General features: G+C 53.5%; 19 protein-coding genes and 1 riboswitch. Of the genes, 2 read left to right on the forward strand and 17 right to left on the reverse strand.

Features of this window, described 5'->3' with window-relative positions; all coding sequences use genetic code 11:
* Window positions 1-124: 124 nt before the first annotated feature.
* The 16 genes from ACR9FF_RS26145 to ACR9FF_RS26220 form a co-directional block, all read right to left on the reverse strand.
* Window positions 125-634, reverse strand: a complete 510-nt coding sequence (locus ACR9FF_RS26145; RefSeq protein WP_127499080.1) for a C40 family peptidase — start codon at window positions 632-634, stop codon at window positions 125-127.
* A 301-nt stretch (window positions 635-935) separates the two neighbouring features.
* On the reverse strand, window positions 936-2,042 hold the full coding sequence (locus tag ACR9FF_RS26150; protein ID WP_435166432.1) for an alpha/beta hydrolase: 1,107 nt from the start codon (window positions 2,040-2,042) through the stop codon (window positions 936-938).
* 67 nt (window positions 2,043-2,109) lie between these two features.
* Complete coding sequence (locus ACR9FF_RS26155; RefSeq protein WP_435166435.1) at window positions 2,110-3,120, reverse strand: KamA family radical SAM protein; 1,011 nt, start codon at window positions 3,118-3,120, stop codon at window positions 2,110-2,112.
* A gap of 182 nt (window positions 3,121-3,302) precedes the next feature.
* Window positions 3,303-3,441, reverse strand: a riboswitch (cyclic di-AMP (ydaO/yuaA leader).
* A 96-nt stretch (window positions 3,442-3,537) separates the two neighbouring features.
* Window positions 3,538-3,888, reverse strand: a complete 351-nt coding sequence (locus tag ACR9FF_RS26160) for a hypothetical protein (RefSeq protein WP_127499086.1) — start codon at window positions 3,886-3,888, stop codon at window positions 3,538-3,540.
* A gap of 67 nt (window positions 3,889-3,955) precedes the next feature.
* The gene (thiD, locus tag ACR9FF_RS26165; RefSeq protein WP_127499088.1) at window positions 3,956-4,783 is read right to left on the reverse strand and encodes a bifunctional hydroxymethylpyrimidine kinase/phosphomethylpyrimidine kinase; all 828 of its coding nucleotides are present in this window, start codon (window positions 4,781-4,783) and stop codon (window positions 3,956-3,958) included.
* A 23-nt stretch (window positions 4,784-4,806) separates the two neighbouring features.
* Window positions 4,807-5,913, reverse strand: a complete 1,107-nt coding sequence (gene thiO, locus ACR9FF_RS26170; protein WP_435166439.1) for a glycine oxidase ThiO — start codon at window positions 5,911-5,913, stop codon at window positions 4,807-4,809.
* A gap of 33 nt (window positions 5,914-5,946) precedes the next feature.
* Window positions 5,947-6,726: a thiazole synthase gene (locus ACR9FF_RS26175; protein ID WP_317982375.1), complete on the reverse strand. Its 780-nt coding sequence runs from the start codon at window positions 6,724-6,726 to the stop codon at window positions 5,947-5,949.
* 7 nt (window positions 6,727-6,733) lie between these two features.
* Window positions 6,734-6,931, reverse strand: coding sequence for a sulfur carrier protein ThiS (gene thiS / locus ACR9FF_RS26180; RefSeq protein ID WP_127499094.1), 198 nt, complete (start codon window positions 6,929-6,931; stop codon window positions 6,734-6,736).
* The gene (gene thiE / locus ACR9FF_RS26185; protein ID WP_435166444.1) at window positions 6,915-7,559 is read right to left on the reverse strand and encodes a thiamine phosphate synthase; all 645 of its coding nucleotides are present in this window, start codon (window positions 7,557-7,559) and stop codon (window positions 6,915-6,917) included. Before thiE ends, thiS begins: the two co-directional genes overlap by 17 nt.
* A 22-nt stretch (window positions 7,560-7,581) precedes the next feature.
* Complete coding sequence (locus ACR9FF_RS26190; RefSeq protein WP_317982373.1) at window positions 7,582-8,604, reverse strand: thiazole biosynthesis adenylyltransferase ThiF; 1,023 nt, start codon at window positions 8,602-8,604, stop codon at window positions 7,582-7,584.
* 159 nt (window positions 8,605-8,763) lie between these two features.
* On the reverse strand, window positions 8,764-9,786 hold the full coding sequence (locus tag ACR9FF_RS26195; protein ID WP_236013523.1) for an ABC transporter substrate-binding protein: 1,023 nt from the start codon (window positions 9,784-9,786) through the stop codon (window positions 8,764-8,766).
* 54 nt (window positions 9,787-9,840) lie between these two features.
* Window positions 9,841-10,590: an ABC transporter permease gene (locus ACR9FF_RS26200; protein ID WP_435166448.1), complete on the reverse strand. Its 750-nt coding sequence runs from the start codon at window positions 10,588-10,590 to the stop codon at window positions 9,841-9,843.
* Window positions 10,590-11,414 (reverse strand): ABC transporter ATP-binding protein, encoded by an 825-nt coding sequence (locus ACR9FF_RS26205; protein WP_435166451.1) that lies wholly within the window; start codon window positions 11,412-11,414, stop codon window positions 10,590-10,592. The genes ACR9FF_RS26200 and ACR9FF_RS26205 overlap by 1 nt, the downstream gene beginning before the upstream one ends.
* A complete protein-coding gene (gene tenA / locus ACR9FF_RS26210) occupies window positions 11,411-12,103 on the reverse strand; it encodes a thiaminase II (RefSeq protein WP_201008290.1) in 693 nt (230 codons plus the stop codon). The genes ACR9FF_RS26205 and tenA overlap by 4 nt, the downstream gene beginning before the upstream one ends.
* Window positions 12,104-12,352: 249 nt before the next feature.
* Window positions 12,353-12,529 (reverse strand): DUF3934 family protein, encoded by a 177-nt coding sequence (locus tag ACR9FF_RS26215; protein WP_127499107.1) that lies wholly within the window; start codon window positions 12,527-12,529, stop codon window positions 12,353-12,355.
* Between the two features lie 72 nt (window positions 12,530-12,601).
* Complete coding sequence (locus ACR9FF_RS26220; protein WP_164775632.1) at window positions 12,602-13,204, reverse strand: TetR/AcrR family transcriptional regulator; 603 nt, start codon at window positions 13,202-13,204, stop codon at window positions 12,602-12,604.
* A 156-nt stretch (window positions 13,205-13,360) separates the two neighbouring features.
* Between ACR9FF_RS26220 and ACR9FF_RS26225 the strand changes: the two genes are divergently transcribed.
* Together ACR9FF_RS26225 and ACR9FF_RS26230 are read left to right on the forward strand one after the other, a co-directional pair.
* Entirely contained in the window at window positions 13,361-14,272 is a 912-nt protein-coding gene (locus ACR9FF_RS26225) for an ABC transporter ATP-binding protein (RefSeq protein ID WP_435166456.1), read from the forward strand.
* Window positions 14,269-15,081 carry an ABC transporter permease subunit gene (locus ACR9FF_RS26230; RefSeq protein ID WP_435166459.1) on the forward strand — a complete coding sequence of 271 codons (813 nt, stop codon included), beginning with the start codon at window positions 14,269-14,271 and terminating at the stop codon, window positions 15,079-15,081. The genes ACR9FF_RS26225 and ACR9FF_RS26230 overlap by 4 nt, the downstream gene beginning before the upstream one ends.
* Window positions 15,082-16,876: 1,795 nt before the next feature.
* Here the strand turns inward: ACR9FF_RS26230 and ACR9FF_RS26235 are convergent.
* Complete coding sequence (locus ACR9FF_RS26235; protein WP_127492841.1) at window positions 16,877-17,938, reverse strand: BtaManbiosPhlase; 1,062 nt, start codon at window positions 17,936-17,938, stop codon at window positions 16,877-16,879.
* Window positions 17,939-17,994: the final 56 nt, after the last annotated feature.

Consider the following 17,994-nt stretch of genomic DNA (forward strand, 5'->3'; position numbering starts at 1 on the left):
CGTCCGCCTTTGTTCGGGGGAATTCTCTTATATTAATAAATTCAATAAATCCCCCGAACAACAGCGGTTGAAAGAAATATTCGAATGCGCAGTTTCTAAATAAAACCGAGTTAATGAGTCAATCCTAGTTAATCACGCGACGTCCCACGATGAAACGCTGTTTATAGTAGCTATCGTTAACGTTCGATACGATAACGTCCTTCGAAGGGCTCGCGTTATGAATCATTTTGCCGTTGCCGATGTAGATGCCGACATGGCCTACGTCTTTATGGTTTTTCGAGCCGCTGTTCCAGAAGAACAGAAGATCGCCTTTTTTGAAGTTGCCGTAGCCTACTTTCGTACCTACTTTAGCTTGATCATCATCATCACGGTTAACCAGGGTAACGCCAACATTAGCAAGTTTATATACAAGTGCTGTGAAGCCGGAGCAATCCGTAGCGTAAGGGGCTTTTTTCTCCTGACGGTTCTGCCAGCTTACATAGTTCACTTTGCCTTTCAGGTTCAATGCGGTGGAAACAATCTTGTTTCTCTTTGCATCCGCAGACATGGCCGCATCCGCGGTCGTGTGCAACAGGGCCGTTACCGGCAAGGCGATAGCTACCAGCAGCATAGCAATTTTAGTCATGAATTTCATTTCAATACTCACTCCCTAACTTGTTGATAGGGCTATTATAGATTGGCTTAGAACCCCAAGGACACCCGCAAAAATTGGAAACGAGCGGTAAATGAAAGCGTTAAGAATGCTGTAATCTAGGCGTTTCTTGAGTCTTATCCACTTTCTGAGAATGCGATGAGTCTTTATGAGTATTTTCTTACTTGTTGCGTCCTATCAACTATGCTATAATCCTGATTTTTCATATTTCGCGTGCGAAATAACGCAAAAAAGCCCGTTCTTCCATCAAGGAAGAACGGGCTTGGAAAAACTATCTCTTCTATTATAGTGCTTTCAAAGCATTTGCAATTTCGATACACAAATCCTCGGCCTGCGGCACAAAGCCCAGTCGGTCGATAAAAGCATGCGTACATCCCTTGTACCGGATGGTCTTGACCGGTACGCCGGCTGCCGCAAGCTGCCTGCTGTATACCTCCGACTGAATGCGCAGCCCGTCAAATTCGGCTCCTACGCACAACGTACGCGGTAATCCTGCGCTGTCAGCCAGAAGCGGACTGACATAAGGATTACGGACTTCCTCCTCATGCGGCAGATAAAGCTCCCAAGCCTTTCTGCCTTCCGGATCGGCATCGGTAGGCCGTCCAATCCCCAGCATCGGATCAATCATCGCTTTTTGCTCATCCGACATTTCGAATTGGGACAACTCCCACTGATAACCGTTCACCCCATTAAGGAAGGTCACGCATGGATAAATGAGCACCTGCTGAGCTACCATGCGAGTACCCAGATCCCGGTCCTTGGTTGCTACGGCGGCCGACAGATTGCCGCCGGCACTATCGCCGCCTACCGCAATCCGGTTCCGGTCGATGCCGTATTCCTCGGCATGCTCGTAAATATATTGAACGGCATTAAAGCAATCGTTAAATCCGTTAGGGAACTTATGCTCCGGAGCCAAGGAATAATCAATATTAAAGACTACGGCATCGGCCAGCTCGGCAATCAGCCGGCAAGGGTTCTCCACCGCAAACACGGTACCGCCGATCCAGCCGCCGCCGTGAATATAAATGAGACAAGGTTTATTAGGCTTCCGCATCGATTTGCGCGGATAATACCGCCATAGGCCAACCTCATTGTCGCCAAGCTTTACGCGTTCGTAACCGGTGTAAATCTCCACCGTATTCAAATTACGGTTCGGAAATCCCATGGAATCGCGTATAAGCCGAAGCTGCTCCTCCGGCGACGGAGGCTGGTCCGTGGCAGCCTTTTGTTCCCCCGCCCATTTCCTAATAATCTGAAGCTCGTAGGGATCCAGATAACCGGCCCTTGTCTCTTCCGGATTAACCTTTACAATAACCTGCGTGCCGTTCAAGTTTGCTTCTTCCTGCTGAGCTTGCAGGTCGTTCACGATTTCCTGGCCGTATACTCTCATTGATAGAAGCCTCCCGGGATGTGAAATACGATCCCTTCTTACTTCTCCTTTTGCTTATGAACATCCTTTATTTATTCTTGGCAGGCTGACCGGACGGCAGATAGACCATATGATCATCGTGCTCCGACAAATCCTCCAGCCAAGATGCTTCAGGAGGACAATCCAGCATGATAAAACGGCCTTTTCCTTCTTCTTGATAGTGATGGTATTTCACGTAGGCTTTGCCGCCCTCTATATCCAGCAATTCAACCTTGCCGTAATCATGAGCCATCAGAAGCCGGATCCGCTTCCCAAGCTCCGCGGTTAGTTCTTTTGCTTGCTGAACGATGGAGAACTGCGTTTGCAGGGATAGACTAGACTCGGGATAAGAAGGATTAGGACGGTTAATGATAAAGGAATATGGCGAAACCCCAGCCTGGGACAGCTGATCGATCAGCTTGCCTAACAGAAGAGGATCATTATTAACGCCCTTGACAATAGGGGTTTGATTAAGAACGATTACGCCCGCTTGGTGAAGGGCATTAAAGGCTTTCTTCGCTTCGGCCGTTACTTCCCTCGGATGGTTAATCGTGGTCATTAAATAGATGCGTTTCTCCGGACTCGAGAACCGGCTTAACATCTCTAACAGTTCATGGTCCTCGTAAATCCTCATCGGATTATGAACCGGCATTCTGGAATCCAGCCTAATCGTGCCGATATGCTCGATATTCCGCAGCTGCTCGATTATTCGGGTCAGCTTTGAAATACCTAACATCAGGCTATCGCCCGTCAGCACAACCTTATGAATTTCGTTATGTTCGGCGATGTACGCAATTCCTTCCGCTGCCTGGGACACGGGAAGAAGAACCATCGACTGATAAATGTGCTTGCAGCCGGCAGCTTCCCAAGAAAACTCCTGGAGCCCGTGAGGGGCTTCCCCCGCAGCCGCAATCAGATGCTTACGGATCGGATCCTTCGGATCATCCCAGTCAATCAGGTTTAAGTAATAATCATTGACGCGAAAATGCTTCTTAAGCCGTTCTCTTTCCGCCTCCGACAGACCTGCCGATCTACTGTTATCGGCCATTGGTTGTACCATTTCGCATCCCTCCAAAAGGTTATTAAAAGCATCACCTATGCCGGGAAGTCCATCCCACCTCCACGAAAAATGAAAAAAAAGACCCCCGCAGCACAGAGCATGGATATGGTCTGTGCGCAATTTGGGCCTTTAAAACAGAAAAAGACCCTCCAAGGGTCTATCGTTTGCAATGTTATTCGCAAAAGACCCATCTCAAAGCTGACGAGGTTAGCTGACGGACTCGGGATAGATGGTTCCCTACAGCCGATAACCGGCTGATTCGCCCCAAAAGATTGGTTTCCCCGCTTCTCGGCAACGCCGAGAACTAAGCTTATTATAATTATCTCACAATTCGTAATATTGTCAACAATTAATCAGTAAAAATCCCCGCCCAAATTCCCGAGGAAGATTGGGCGGGGTTATGTTAAATCTCTGCGGTCATTTCTTATCCACTTGAAGAAGAAATAAGTGCTTAACCGAAAACGTATCCTTGATGGTATCCTCCGAAATAACGTTCAGCTTGATGAGACCGGCGATTTTGGAGGTATCGGGCTTCGAGAGCAGCCGCCATACATCGGGATCTGGAAGAGCAGCATACAGCTTGCTCTCATCGAATTCCTTGCGCTCCTGGGAAACAATCTTCACCTTGTAGCTGCCTACCTCCAGTTCGGAGAGGTCCAGCTCGGCGCAATGCTGTATAATTTCACCGCGCAGCTCGGATAATTCCTGCTCGATTTCCTTCTGTTTTTGCTTAAGCTGATAATAACGCCTGACTTTGTTATCCTCCACCTTATTCACGCTCCTCTTCATCATATGTATGACGGGAAGCGCGGAATTAGGACTGGATCTTGTCCCGCTATCTAACGGCTAGTCCTCTCTTGCGATAGGCCCAATGATTTGTTGGGCCATGCCCGCTGCCGATGGCAATGCCATCTTCAATGGCTGCCTGTATATAGGCTTTTGCCTGGCGTACGGCTTCCTCGATGTCAAGCCCTTGCGCGAGACCTGCAGTAAGAGCAGCCGAATACGTACAGCCGGTCCCATGGGTACGGGCCGTCTCGATCCGTCTGCCCGCCAGCTCGCTGTAGCCGCTGCCGTCGAAGAGCAGATCCACCGCTTCGGTTCCCGCTTCATGCCCGCCCTTGATCAGGACATAACGGGCGCCAAGGCTGGACAGCTTTTTCGCCGCTTCAAGCTTGTCGGCCTTGTTGCGTACGGCCATACCGGTCAGATGCTCGGCTTCCGGAATGTTTGGCGTTACGATCATCGTCAGAGGCAGCAGCTTGCGGGTTAAAGCCCGCACGGCCTCTACCTGAAGGAGCGACGCGCCGCCTTTGGCGATCATAACCGGATCGACCACAACCTTCTTCCAGCCGAAGAAAGCAATCGCCTCGGCTACTTCCTCGATAATCTCGGCACTAAACAACATGCCGGTCTTTAAAGCGTCAACGCCGATATCGCTGCCGACGGAGTGAATCTGGGCCTTTACCGCTTCCTTGGCGAGCGGGAATACGCCTTGCACGCCAAGGGTATTTTGCGCTGTAATCGCCGTCAAAGCAGACATCCCGTAAGCGCCAAGCTCCTGGAACGTTTTTAAATCCGCCTGAATGCCTGCTCCGCCGCCGCTGTCCGAGCCGGCAATCGTTAAAGCCCGGGCTACATTGCCGTTAATGGATTCCGCCATTTGTATTTCACCCCGTTTATCGTTTAGTAGGAAAACCGTTCCGGCGCAAACGCCGGCAGCCTGCTGCCGTTATCGATGTAATCGGCCACAACCTGTGCCGTTACCGGGCTTAGAAGAATGCCGTTGCGGTAATGGCCCGCCGCCATAATGACGCGGCCGCCCGATTCCTCTAGCGGTCCAAGCAAAGGGAAACCGTCCTGCGTGGATGGCCGGAGGCCTGCCCAGCGGTGGAACGGCTCCCGCTCCTCCAGAAACGGAAACGCCTGCTTGTTCCATTTGCGCAGCCGCTCGATTCCACGCTCCGTAACGGTTGTATCAAAGCCCGCCACATCCTCGGAAGCTCCGCATACGAGCGTACCGTTTTCTTTTGCAACCAAATAGCCCTGATTGCAGAACACCATGTGCTGGACCGGCTTTACTTCCGCTTCATAAGCGCAAATCTGACCGCGGATCGGGTACACCGGAATACGGATGCCGAATACCTCCTCAAGCTCCTGTGCCCAGGCGCCGGAGCAGACGATCAGCCGATCCCCGGTAAAGCTCCAGCCGGTCTCGGCGGTAACAACGACATCGTCGCGCCACTTGTCGACCGTTACCGAGCCTAGCTGCTCGAAGATTCGAACGCCGGTCAGCCGGCATGCCTGCTCAAGCGCCAACACGTAATCCGGCGCGTACACATGGCTTTCCTCCGGCGTGTAGAGAGCGGCCTTCACCTCGCGGGATAACATCGGCTCCTGTCGGAACAGTTCATCCCCTTCCAGCACAATACCGCTTGATCCATGCTCGTTCTGCCAGAGGCGACGACCCTCCAGCGCCAGACGGTCCGCCTCGTGATAGGCAATATAGAGACTGCCCGAATCGGTATATTCGAAGGTCTTGCCGGATACCTGCCGGACCTCGTCGCGCCAGGACGGATACAGCCGCAGGCTTTCCCTGCACAAGCGGAAGAAATCATCCGGCCCTTCCACATTTTCCGAATAGGGGGCAAGCATTCCGGCCGCAGCCCCGGAGGCCTGCCCGCCGCAGCGGCCAATCTCCAGGACAATAGCCTGATGCCCCCGCTTCTGAAGCTCGAAAGCGCAGGAGAGACCCACTACGCCTCCGCCCATAATGACAATCGTTTCTCCCATGATTAGACCAGCTTTCTATCAAATAATCGGCCGTTACTTCACAATAAACTGCTCGTGACCGCTGCTTGCCGATGCGTAACGCTTTTTCGAAATCCGTCCCGACAAATACGACAGACGACCCGCTTCAATCGCCAGCCTCATCGCCCGCGCCATGCCAACCGGATCCTTCGCTTTGGCAACCGGCGTATTCATTAAGACGCCGGACACGCCAAGCTCCATCGCCTGCGCCACGTCGCTGACCGAGCCAAGGCCCGCGTCCACGATAATCGGCACCTTCGCTTCCTCCACGATCAGACCGATATTATACGGATTCAATATACCAAGCCCGGTACCGATAGGCGCCGCTCCCGGCATGACGGCCGCCGCTCCGGCCTCCTCCAGCCTTTTGCACAGAATCGGATCGTCCGATGTGTAAGGAAGCACCGTAAAGCCTTCCTTGACGAGAATTTCCGTTGCCTTCAGCGTCTCGAGCGGATCGGGCAGCAGCGTGCGCTCGTTGGCGCTAATCTCGACTTTAATCCAATCGCTTAGCCCCGAAGCTCTTGCGAGCCGGGCAATACGAACGGCTTCCTCAGCCGTGCTTGCGCCGGACGTATTCGGCAGAAAGCGGAAGTTTTCCCCTTCCACATGCTGCAGAATCGAATCATCCTCGGTAGAAGCGAGGTTAATCCGGCGAATCGCAAAGGTCAGCACCTCCGCTCCTGACTCCCGGATCGCTTCCTTCTGCACGTAAGGGCTTGGGAATAATCCCGTCCCGATAAAGAACCGCGAGGTGAGCTCATGATCCCCGATACGCCATACATCCTTTTTCATCCTACGTTCAGCCTCCCCCGACAAAATGAACCAGCTCTATCTTCATCCGCGGCCTTACTTCCGTATCTGGCCACTGTTCCTTCGCGATAATCTCGCCATCCGCTTCAACGACGACCGGACGCCCTTCCAGCCCAAAATGATGAATGACATCCCCGATCGTGCGGGCATCCAGCTCTTGGGACTCGCCATTAACGATCAGCAACATGCGAATCTCCCGCTCCTTCCAGCTTGCGGAGGAAGGCCTGGCACGTGCCCGCGACATCGGAGCTTCCGACAATCTCGCTCACCGCGCAAATTCTTGTTGCTCCAGCCGCAAGCACTTCATCCACGTTGCCCAGCTTAATTCCGCCAATCGCGACAAAAGGAATGCGGACCTTTTCCGCTACCTGCCGAACGTATGCCACCGTTACCGGATCAACGACATCCACCTTCGTCTTTGTCGGGAATACCGGCCCAACGCCGATATAGTCGGCGCCTTGCTCTTCCGCAAGCAGCGCTTCCTCAATCGCATGGGTGGAAATGCCAATGATTTTATCTCCGACGCGCTCTCTAGCTTCCGTCAGCGAGACGTCATTTTGCCCCAGATGGACACCGTCGGCGTCTACTTCCAGCGCGATATCGATATAGTCGTTGACGATAAACGTCACGCCATATTTCCGAGTCAGCTCCCGCAGCGCCCTCGCCTTGCGCAGCACCTCTTCGGGGCTGCTGTCCTTATCCCGCAGCTGAATAATATCCACGCCGCCTTTGATTGCTTCCTCCATCACTTCCAGCATGTCGCGGCCGGGATGGAATTGTTCTCCCGTGATCGCATACAGACGAAAATCCTTCATCCTGCTCTCATCTCCTCTATGTTCAATATCCGATATATCTCGCGTACAACGTCTTGGCGCGGACAAGATCCTCCGTCCCCTGCACAAGCACCCTGCCGTCCGGGAACAGCACCAGCCGCTCTCCTTCCGGCAGCTCGGCTTTAAGCAAATAAGCGTTAAGCTCTACCTTCACCGCAGCCGGCTCCAGCCGTTTGCTCCATTGCCCCAAATCCAGCGGTCCATGTCCGCTGATCTGAACCGTGCTGCGGCCGCATAAGGATACCGTCGAATCCGTCTCCGTCACCTGCAGCGCCGGATATTCCTTCAGCTGGCAGCAAGGGCAGTCTTTCTTCGCCTCGCCAAGCTTCATTTCGTAGTAATAGTTGCTCCATAAATCGAAGGTAACCAGACTATTCCGTCTGGCTCCATCCGCTTCAACCAAATATTTAAGCGCTTCTACCGCCTGGTAGGAAGCGACAATATCCACAACGGGCGCGATAACACCAATCGTATCGCAGGTTTGGCCGCCGCTGTCCGCCGAAGGGAGGAAGCAGCGCAGGCAAGGCGTCTTGCCCGGCACCAGAATCGCGCTCATGCCTCGCGAGCTGACGGCGCCCCCGTAGGTGAACGGAATTCCTTTGCTGAAGCACGCATCATTGAGCAGGAACCGGGTCTGGAAGTTATCCGTTCCGTCCAGTACAAGGTCCATTCCGTCAAGCAGCTCATCAATGTTATGGACGGTCACATCCGCCACAACCGCTTCGATCCGCACATCCGAATTGATGCGGCGGAGCTTGCGTTCCGCGGCAATCGCCTTCGGATAACCCTCGCGCACATCGTCTTCGTCATACAGCATCTGGCGCTGCAGATTGCTTTTCTCCACATAGTCCCGGTCCACAATGCGGACCCTCCCGACACCGGCGCGGACCATATGATTCGCCAGCACGGTGCCAAGCGCACCCATTCCGATCACGCATACCGAGCTTTCGCTCAGCTTCCGCTGACCTAATTCGCCGATTGGCGCAAACAGCATTTGCCTTGAATATCTCTCCAGTGTCTCATCCATCTGCCAACCCTCCTAAAAAGAATTGTCACACAAATAGCCTCTTTAAGGCCATTGTGGCAATTCTTACTTCGTAAGCAATCGCTTAAAGAATTGTCACACAAATGGCCTCTTTAAGGCCTTTGTGGCAATTCTTACTTCGTAAGCATCAACCCATATAACCTACAAGTTGCGGAAAGCATCCGCCGCCTTCACCGGCTTCTTAATCTCACCATGCTCCGTCAGCCAAGTAATAATGTTATTCCAGGAATCCTCGGATTGGCTGGCAAAAGGCTCGTTGCCCGCATCCATCAGCGGCAGCAAAATTTGCAGGCTCTGCTTCTCGATATCCGCATCCAGCGGGAAGTCGGTGCTTTGCTTATCCAGCAGCAGCTTCAACGCTTCATCCGGATGGCTAGCGGTATATTCCTGTCCTTTCGCCGCGGCTGCGAGGAACCGTTTGATCGCGTCGCCTTTGCTATCCAGCTCTTTCTCGCTTGCCGTCAGCACCAGCTCGTAATAATCCGGAACGCCGTAATCCGCGGGGTTAAACGAGATCAGCTTCTCGCCTTCCTTCTCGAGCAGCAGCTTCTCGTGATTGATATAACCGCCGATAATGCCATCGACGCGGTTTGTTGTCATCGCCGGAATCAGATCCCAGCCGATATCGACATAATTTAATTTCGACGGGTCGCCCCCATCCGCCTTCACCATCGTATTAACCATGGCTTCATCGAGCGGTAAGGAAGGATAGCCGATTTTTTTGCCTTCGAGATCCTTGGGCGTCTTGATCCCCGTACCCTCGGCCACAAACAGCTGATTCAGCGGATGGCGCACAATCGCCCCGACCGATACGACCGGGATATCCTCCGAACGGGCAACGGCCACCTGCGTCTGATAGCTGAGCGCCAGATCGGCTTTGCCCGTAGCAACCAGCTTCAGCGCGTCGTTCGTATCGGCAGGCGTCTGAAGCTTGACCTTAAGCCCTTCTTCTTCAAAATACCCTTGTTCCTCCGCCGCATACAAAAACGTATGTACCGCATTGGGATACCAGTCCAGCAGCACCGTTAACTCTTCCGTCTTTTTTCCGGCGCTGCCGGAGCTGCTGCCGCTCTTCTCCGATGAGCACGCTGTCAGCAGCAAGGCGAATGCAAGACCTACAACTAATCCTGATTTGATAAATCGATTATGATAAGTTCCCAGCATGATAAGATATCTCTCCTTAAGAATAAATGGCTATTTAGCGATTTCTTACACAATCTAACTCCGCCGATGCCCCAGCACCAGTCTCTCTATCATTTGCGCGGCAACAAACAAGGCAATCCCCATCAGCGACAAGAGCAGCACGCCTGCGAACACGTCGTCGCCGCGAAGCATATTCGCTGCCCTCTTCGTATAGACGCCAAGCCCGGATTCTCCGCCCAGCCACTCGCCAAGCGTAGCTCCGCCAACGCTGATGGCGGCAGCCATTTTAAGCCCGGTGAAGAAGGAGGGCAGCGCGGAAGGAATCTTCCATTTCAGAAACAGCTGCGTTTTGCCCGCCCCCATGGAACGGAGCAGCTCCCCGATCTCGCGGTCCGCCGCGCGGAAGCCGTCCGCCGTATTTACCGCCACCGGGAAGAAAGTAAACAGAATAACGACCGAAATTTTGCTTCCGATCTCGTAACCAAACCACATGACCATGATCGGCGACAACGCGATAATCGGAATAGTCTGCGAAGCTACGATTAACGGATAAATCGTCTTGCGCGCAAGGCTCGAGCTGTCGATCCAGATCGCGGACAACACGCCAAACACGACCGAGAAGGCTAGACCAAGCAGCGCTTCCCATAACGTCAGGGCAAAATGTTTACCCAGCAGCGCTGCGTGATTTAGAAGCGCGGCACAAACATCCGACAGCCGGGGAATGATATAAGCCGGAACATCGAATAGCCGAGTCCCAAGCTCCCAGACTCCGGCCAGCAGCAAAATAAACAGGAGGATTGGAAGCTTATCCTTAAGCAGCTTCATCACGCTGGACCTCCTTCCGCATGGGAAGTGATCCGGCCAAGCTGCCCAAGAAGCCGTCGCTTCAAATAGGCAAAACGCTCGTCAAGCGTTGTCTCATAGGTACGCGGGCGCGGCAAGTCGACGACAAGCGATTCAAGCTGCGTAATTGGTCTTGATGCCGCAACAAGCACCTGATCCGAGAGCAGCAGCGCTTCGTCGATATCATGCGTAATGAACAGAATCGTCTTCCGGTGAACTTCCCACACCTCAAGCAGCCATTGCTGCATGCTGATCCGGGTCATGGCATCAAGCGCACTGAACGGCTCGTCGAGGAGCATCAGCTCCCCGCCGGCAAGCAGGGAGCGGAGGAACGATACCCGCTGACGCATGCCGCCCGACAGCTCATGCGGATATTTCGCTTCCGTACCCGCCAGCCCGAGTTCAGGCAGCATCTCAAGTACTCTGCGCCTTGCTTCGCGCTTAGGCACGCCGGCAAGCTCGAGACCGATAGCGGCGTTATCCTGCACTGTCCGCCAAGGCATCAAGCAGTCGCGCTGTGGCATATAGCCGATGGTGCCGCGCTGACCGGGAACGGCGCCAGCTGCCGTAATCGTACCGGATTCGGGCTGGAGCAGACCGGCGAGCAGGCGGAACAGGGTTGTTTTGCCCATGCCGCTTGCGGCTACGATACTGACGAATTGCCCCTTGGGCACCTCCAGATCAAGTCCGTCGAAGAGCGGCTCCTCGCCTTCGAACCGGTAGGTCAGCCCTTGAACAGTCAAGCCCGCCGAAGCCGGTAAGCTTTCTTCCCGAGCCCTCTCTACGGTAACCTGCTGCCTGTTCACGCCGGCCACTCTTCCTCTCGGTAGGCCATATCCCAGAACATGTATTCAAGCTTGGAAGCCATGATGAAATGCCGCTCGAGCTTCGCGAGCTCCGGCTCCGGCAAACCTTCCGCCAGCTCATCCATGATGCCGATGCACCAGCTGGTCAGCTCGCCAAACTCCTCGGAGCTGTACATCAGAATCCAGTCACGGTAAAGCGGATGATCAAGCGCTCCGGGCGCTTCGGCGAACAGGACGCCGATCTCCCGATAGCTCCACATGCAAGGCAGTACAGCCGCCGCAACCTCGGCGAGTGAGCCATGCGCGGCAACGTCAAGCAAATATTTGGTATAAGCGATTGTGGTAGGCGACGGTTCCGTACTCTCCAGCTCTTCCCTTGTCACGCCGAATCGCTCGGCGTATTGCCGGTGCAGCCCCATTTCCACGTTCAGAATGGAATGGCACAGCTCGGAGAACTTCCCCATCGTAAGGAGATCGTTAGCCTTAATGCTGCCGTAAGCGAACATTTTGGCATAATCGATTAAGTAAACGTAGTCTTGCTTGAGGTAAAAGATAAACTTCGCGGGATCAAGTGTCCCTGCCTTCAGCTCTTCGAGGAAAGGATGACGGTGACTCCGTTCCCAGATCCCCTTCGAGCTCTCGTACAATCTCCCGGTGAATTTCCCGGTTATTATCGTTTCCGTTTGCATTGCCTTCTGCCACTCCTTTGCTTTAGTAACCTTAGGTAACTAACGAGGGGGCGCTGGAACAACAGAAAAAGCCATCCGCGAATACACGAATGGCTGTAATTCGATCGGTTCTCTACGCCAGCATTACCTGGTTCAGATTAACGGTCAAGCAAACAAGTTGCCTATCTCAGCCGGACTTTATCCAGCACCCGCACGTTTTATGCAATTACACTCACTATAACGGATCTGTGAATATTAGGCAATAACCTATTATTCTTCGCTATCCGGTTTATTCGCTCCGCCGGCTTCTTCCTTCTTGCCCGCTCCGGCCTTCGGCCCTTTGCTGAATACCCGCTTCGCGCTCTTCTTCTTGGCTGCCTTATCCCAGCGGCTCCAGCCCTTCTTGCCGGTTCCTTGCCCGATGCCGCTTTTTTTTGCTTTCGTCAATCGATACCGCTCCCTTGTCCTCTAATACGGTGTATTGTACCAATAGCAGGGCGGTAATAGCAATGTTTAAGCTTAAGCCTCCGGCTCAATCCCGCAGACGCCGTAAAAGAACAAGTGGAGAAATTCCTCGAAAAACTGCTCGCCCTTCCCGCTTTGCTGCGCCTCTTCCAGCAGCTTTTGGGATTGCGCGACAAACATGTTCACGTAAGTCAGAATCATCCGCGTCGATACCTTGTCCGAGATTTGTCCCTTCTCTTTGCATTCCTCTATAAAAGCATGCATAAGCGGCATAGCCCGCTGCTGCGTCACCTCGTCGATATAGGCGGTAAAATCCGGATCGCCGCTCATCATCTGCTGAATGAATGCCGGCGTAAAGCGGCGGAACGCTTCTGTATCGGCCTTCACCACATACTCCACGAACTGCTGAAACGTTGGACCGCGGCTCATAAACACTTCGAAATCGTCAACATGCTCCGTAACGTAATGCTTGAAGGCTTCTCGAATGAGAATCTCCTTGCTGCCAAAATAGTTATAGATCGTCACCTGCGACACCCCTGCCTCGGAAGCAATGTCGGCAATGCGGATATGTTTAGGCTCACAGTCCTGAAGCATGGCGAGGACCGTTTCCCTGATCTTTGCTTTAAGCAGCTCGGCTCTTTTTTCGAATCCGTTCATGTTACCCTCCGGCTCTCCAATAAATATGAACTAATGAAATTATAGCACATAAATATTTCATAACCCCATTGACTTCTCTTTTAGCCGAGCCTATCATAATGATGAAATATAGAACTAATAAAATTTCATAATTTTTCGAAAGAAGGTGCGGTCAGCATGCTGGTCGTAGACGGGTTAACGAAGCTTTTTCCGGGCGGCAAAGGGATTACCGATGTGTCCTTTACCGTGGAGCAAGGGGAGGTATTTGGCTTTCTTGGTCCTAACGGCGCCGGGAAATCCACAACGATCCGCCATATTATGGGCTTCATGAAGCCCGACCGCGGAAGCGCGTCGATTAAAGGGCTGGATACATGGAAGCAGCAAGGGACCGTGCAGAGGCTGGTCGGCTATTTGCCGGGAGAGATCTCTTTTATCGAAGGCATGAATGGCAAGGAATTTCTGGCGTTTCTCGCCCGCATGCAGCGCGTGGACAGTTCGGCCCGGCGCCAGGAACTGATCGAACGGCTTCAATTCGACGTCTCCACCCCGATCCGCAAAATGTCCAAAGGGATGAAGCAAAAGGTCGGCATCGTTGCGGCTTTTATGCATAGACCGGAGCTGATTATTCTGGATGAGCCTACTTCCGGCCTCGATCCGCTCATGCAGCAGCTGTTCATCGAGCTTGTGCTGGAGGAGAAAGCCCGCGGCACCACCTTCCTCATGTCCTCCCACAGCTTCCCGGAAATTGAGCGGACCTGCGACCGCGCCGCGATTATCAAGGACGGTGTTATCGTCGCGACCAACAACATTCACGAGCTGCAGTCAATGCAGCGGAAGCTGGTTGCGATCGTGTTCGAGCATCCGGAGGATGCGGAGGCTTTTGCGCAGAGCGGCCGCGTGCCTGTTGAATCCCGTGACGGAAGGCGGGTTACCGTTGCCGTGCAAGGCAATTATAACGAGCTGATTCATGAAGCCGCGAAATACAAGGTGCGGGGCCTGGACATTACGGCGCAAAATCTCGAAGACGTCTTTATGCAGTACTATGACCGGAAGAATGGAACGGGCGGAAAGGAGGCTGCCGCTTTATGAACTTTCCCCTATTCAAGCAAATGATGAAGATCCATTTGAAAGGCATGAGCAATTACGCGTTTGGCTCGGCCTTCTACATTCTGCTTATGTTCTGGCTGTATCCCGGCATAGCCGACAATACGGGAGCGTTAAATGAATTGATTAAATCGATGCCGGAAGGCGTTGTTAGCGCCTTTAATATCCAAGGCGGCTTCGGCAGCATGGAGGCTTTTATCTCCGGCGAATATTACGGGCTTATCCTCCCGCTTCTGCTCTCGATCTTCAGCATCATGCTGTCGACCGGTCTCATGGCAAGAATGGTGGATCAGGGCTCGATGTCTTATCTGCTGTCTACGCCAACGACCCGCAGGCAGGTTGCCGTAACCCAGGCAGGTGTTTTGTCCACGGGACTTCTCCTTATTATGCTGGTCACAACAGGTGCCGGACTTCTCGGCTATGTATGGTTTATCGGAGATAAGTTCGAATTCAACGGAGCTCGTTACTTGGAGATGAACGTGGTGGCCTGGATGCTGTTTATCGCGGCAAGCGGCATTGCCTTCCTCATCTCTTCCGTTATGAACGATGAGAAAAAGGCGCTTGGCACCTCCGGTTTTATCGTCATCGGCATGTTCGCGCTCGATATGCTTGGCAAAATCAGCGACAGCGTCGAGTGGCTGCGGTACATCTCGATCTTCGCGCTGTACCGGCCAAGCGATATTGCCGCCGGCAGCGGCGATCCGCTGCTCTCCTCGCTCGTGCTGCTCGCGATTGGCATCGCCTGCTTTGCCGCAGGCGTTATCTCCTTCAGCAGGCGGGATCTACCGCTATGACGGGAACCGATAGCCGGCGGCGGCGTGGCAAGATGCGGAGCTAGTCAGCGAGGCCGCATCCGGCCACCCCGCGGCACACACTCAATCTCGTCGGGGTACTCACGTGCCTGCCTTTAACGCCGTTAAGGTCCCTAAAGGGCCTTAACGGCTTTCTTTTTATCTTTACAAGTCAGCTTAAGGTCCCTGAGGGATCTTAAGTGCGCAACCATTGGCGTTTTACTTGCCAATTCAAGCATAGCGTTAATCCTTAAGGTCACTAAGGGACCTTAAGGACCTCAATTTTCACCTTACGGAGCCGCTTAAAGCCCATTAGGGACCTTATCTGGTTAGCTCTCCAACACACTTTAAGCCACCCCACCTTTAACACCGTCGGCATCCCACTAAACCTAAGCAAATAAGACCCTCGTGGGGGCTTATGATCACCAATATTACTCGGACTTCGCACGATAAGACCCTGCCAGGGTCTTATCCCAACGCCGCACGTCCGCAACATGCACATTAGTCGCCTTGCCTATGCAAATAAGAGCCTCACGGGGTCTTATGATCACCAATATTACTTCACTTTCGCCCGTTAAGACCCTGCCAGGGTCTTATCTCAACGCCGCACGCCCGCAACATGCACATTATCCGCCTTGCCTAAGCAAATAAGACCCTCGCGGGGTCTTATGATCACCAATATTACTCCACTTTCGCACGTTAAGACCCTGCCAGGGTCTTATCTCAACGCCGCACGCCTGCAACACGCACATTAGTCGCCTTGCCTAAGCAAATAAGACCCCTGAGAGGGTCTTATGATCACCACTATTACTCGGACTTCGCCCGTTAAGACCCTGCCAGGGTCTTATCCCAACGCCGCACGCCTGCAACACGCACATTAGTCGCCTTGCCTATGCAGATAAGACCCTCGCGGGGTCTTATGATCACCAATATTACTCCGCTTTCGCAAGATAAGACCCTGCCAGGGTCTTATCTCAACGCCGCACGCCCGCAACATGCACTTTCACCCCCTTACCTATGCAAATAAGACCCTCGCGGGGTCTTATGATCACCACTATTACTCCGCTTTCGCAAGTTAAGACCCTGCCAGGGTCTTATCTCAACGCCGAACGCCCGCAACATGCACTTTCACCCCCTTACCTATGCAAATAAGACCCTGAGAGGGTCTTATGATCACCACTATTACTCTCCTTTCGCACGTTAAGACCCTGCCAGGGTCTTAACCCAACGCCGCACGCCTGCAACACGCACATTAGTCGCCTTGCCTAAGCAAATAAGACCCCTGAGAGGGTCTTATAACCACCAATATTACTTCGCTTTCGCCCGTTAAGACCCTGCCAGGGTCTTATCCCAACGCCGCACGCCTGCAACACGCACATTAGTCGCCTTGCCTAAGCAAATAAGACCCTCGCGGGGTCTTATGAACACCATTATTACTCCACTTTCACCCGATAAGACCCTGCCAGGGTCTTATCTCAACGCCGAACGCCCGCAACATGCACATTCACCGCCTTGCCTATGCAAATAAGACCCTGGCAGGGTCTTATGATCACCAATATTACTCCGCTTTCGCACGTTAAGACCCTGCCAGGGTCTTATCTCAACGCCGCACGCCTGCAACACGCACATTAGCCGCATTGCCTATGCAAATAAGACCCTCGCGGGGTCTTATGATCACCAATATCACTTCACTTTCGCCCGTTAAGACCCTGCCAGGGTCTTATCCCAACGCCGCACGTCCGCAACATGAAAAGCCATCCCTTGCCGAAGGCGGAAGGGATGGCTTTTTTTGGCAGTCTTATACGGCTTCCAGACTATCCAGAATCTCGCTTAGGCTAAGCTCGGCGCAAGCCATGGACGTATCGGCCGCTCCGTAATACATGCGGATGCGGTCGCCGTCTACCAGCGCGCCGCAAGAGAAGACGACTCCGCCGAAGAAGCCGTTCTGCTCGTAGTCGGCCTCCGGCTCCATAATCGGGCTGCCGGAACGAGCGATAACCTTGGACGGGTCGTTCAGGTCGAGCAGCACCGCGCCCATGCAATAGCGGTTATCTTTGGTCGCGCCGTGGTACAGCTCGAGCCAGCCTTTGTCCGTCTTGATCGGCACGGCGCCGCCGCCAAGCCGGCCGCTGTCCCACATGCCGTCGCGCAGACCGATCAAATGGCGGTGATTGCCCCAATAGAGCAGATTGTCGGACTCGGCAATCCACATCTCCGGACGTCCGCAGCTCTTTGTCGTTGGACGGTGCAGCGCGTAATACTTGCCGTTCACGCGTTCCGGGAAGATCAGCACGTCTTTGTTATCCGGGCCAAAGATCATCCCGTGATGAGTCACGCTCTCGAAATCCTTCGTCGACACGAGCGATTCACCGATGCCGACCGGGGAAACCGCCGAGAAGTAAATATAGTAGGTATCCCCGATCTGCGTAATGCGGGGATCCTCGATCCCAAACGTCTCAAGCGATTGGGACGGATATACAAACGGCTTGTCGTCGATGGTAAAATGCCGTCCGTCTTTGCTCCGCGCAATGCGCAGGTAAGACAAAGAAGTCAGGTATTCAAACGACGGCGCGTGCTCCTTCCGCACGATAACGCGCGGATCGGAGAAATCGTAATCCTCGTCGTCCAAGCGGACCGGGAACAAGTCCAGCTCGCCCCGTTCCACGTTATAGACCGGCGCCAGCACGACATCCGGGTCCGGACTGATAGGCCGTTCAGCAACGCGGAGCAGCATGATAACCTCCCCGTTATATTCCGCAATGCCGGCGTTAAACGCACCGATCACTTCGAAATCGGGACGGTGAGGCTTGACGTCCGCGGGCGTAACCAATGGATTCTGTTCATATCTATAGATGTTCATAAGAGGAGTCCTTTCTTTCGTACATTGCTAGACCGGCCGCATTCGACCGGATATAA

Source organism: Paenibacillus glycanilyticus (assembly GCF_051200795.1).
In the GTDB taxonomy this organism is placed as follows: domain Bacteria; phylum Bacillota; class Bacilli; order Paenibacillales; family Paenibacillaceae; genus Pristimantibacillus; species Pristimantibacillus glycanilyticus.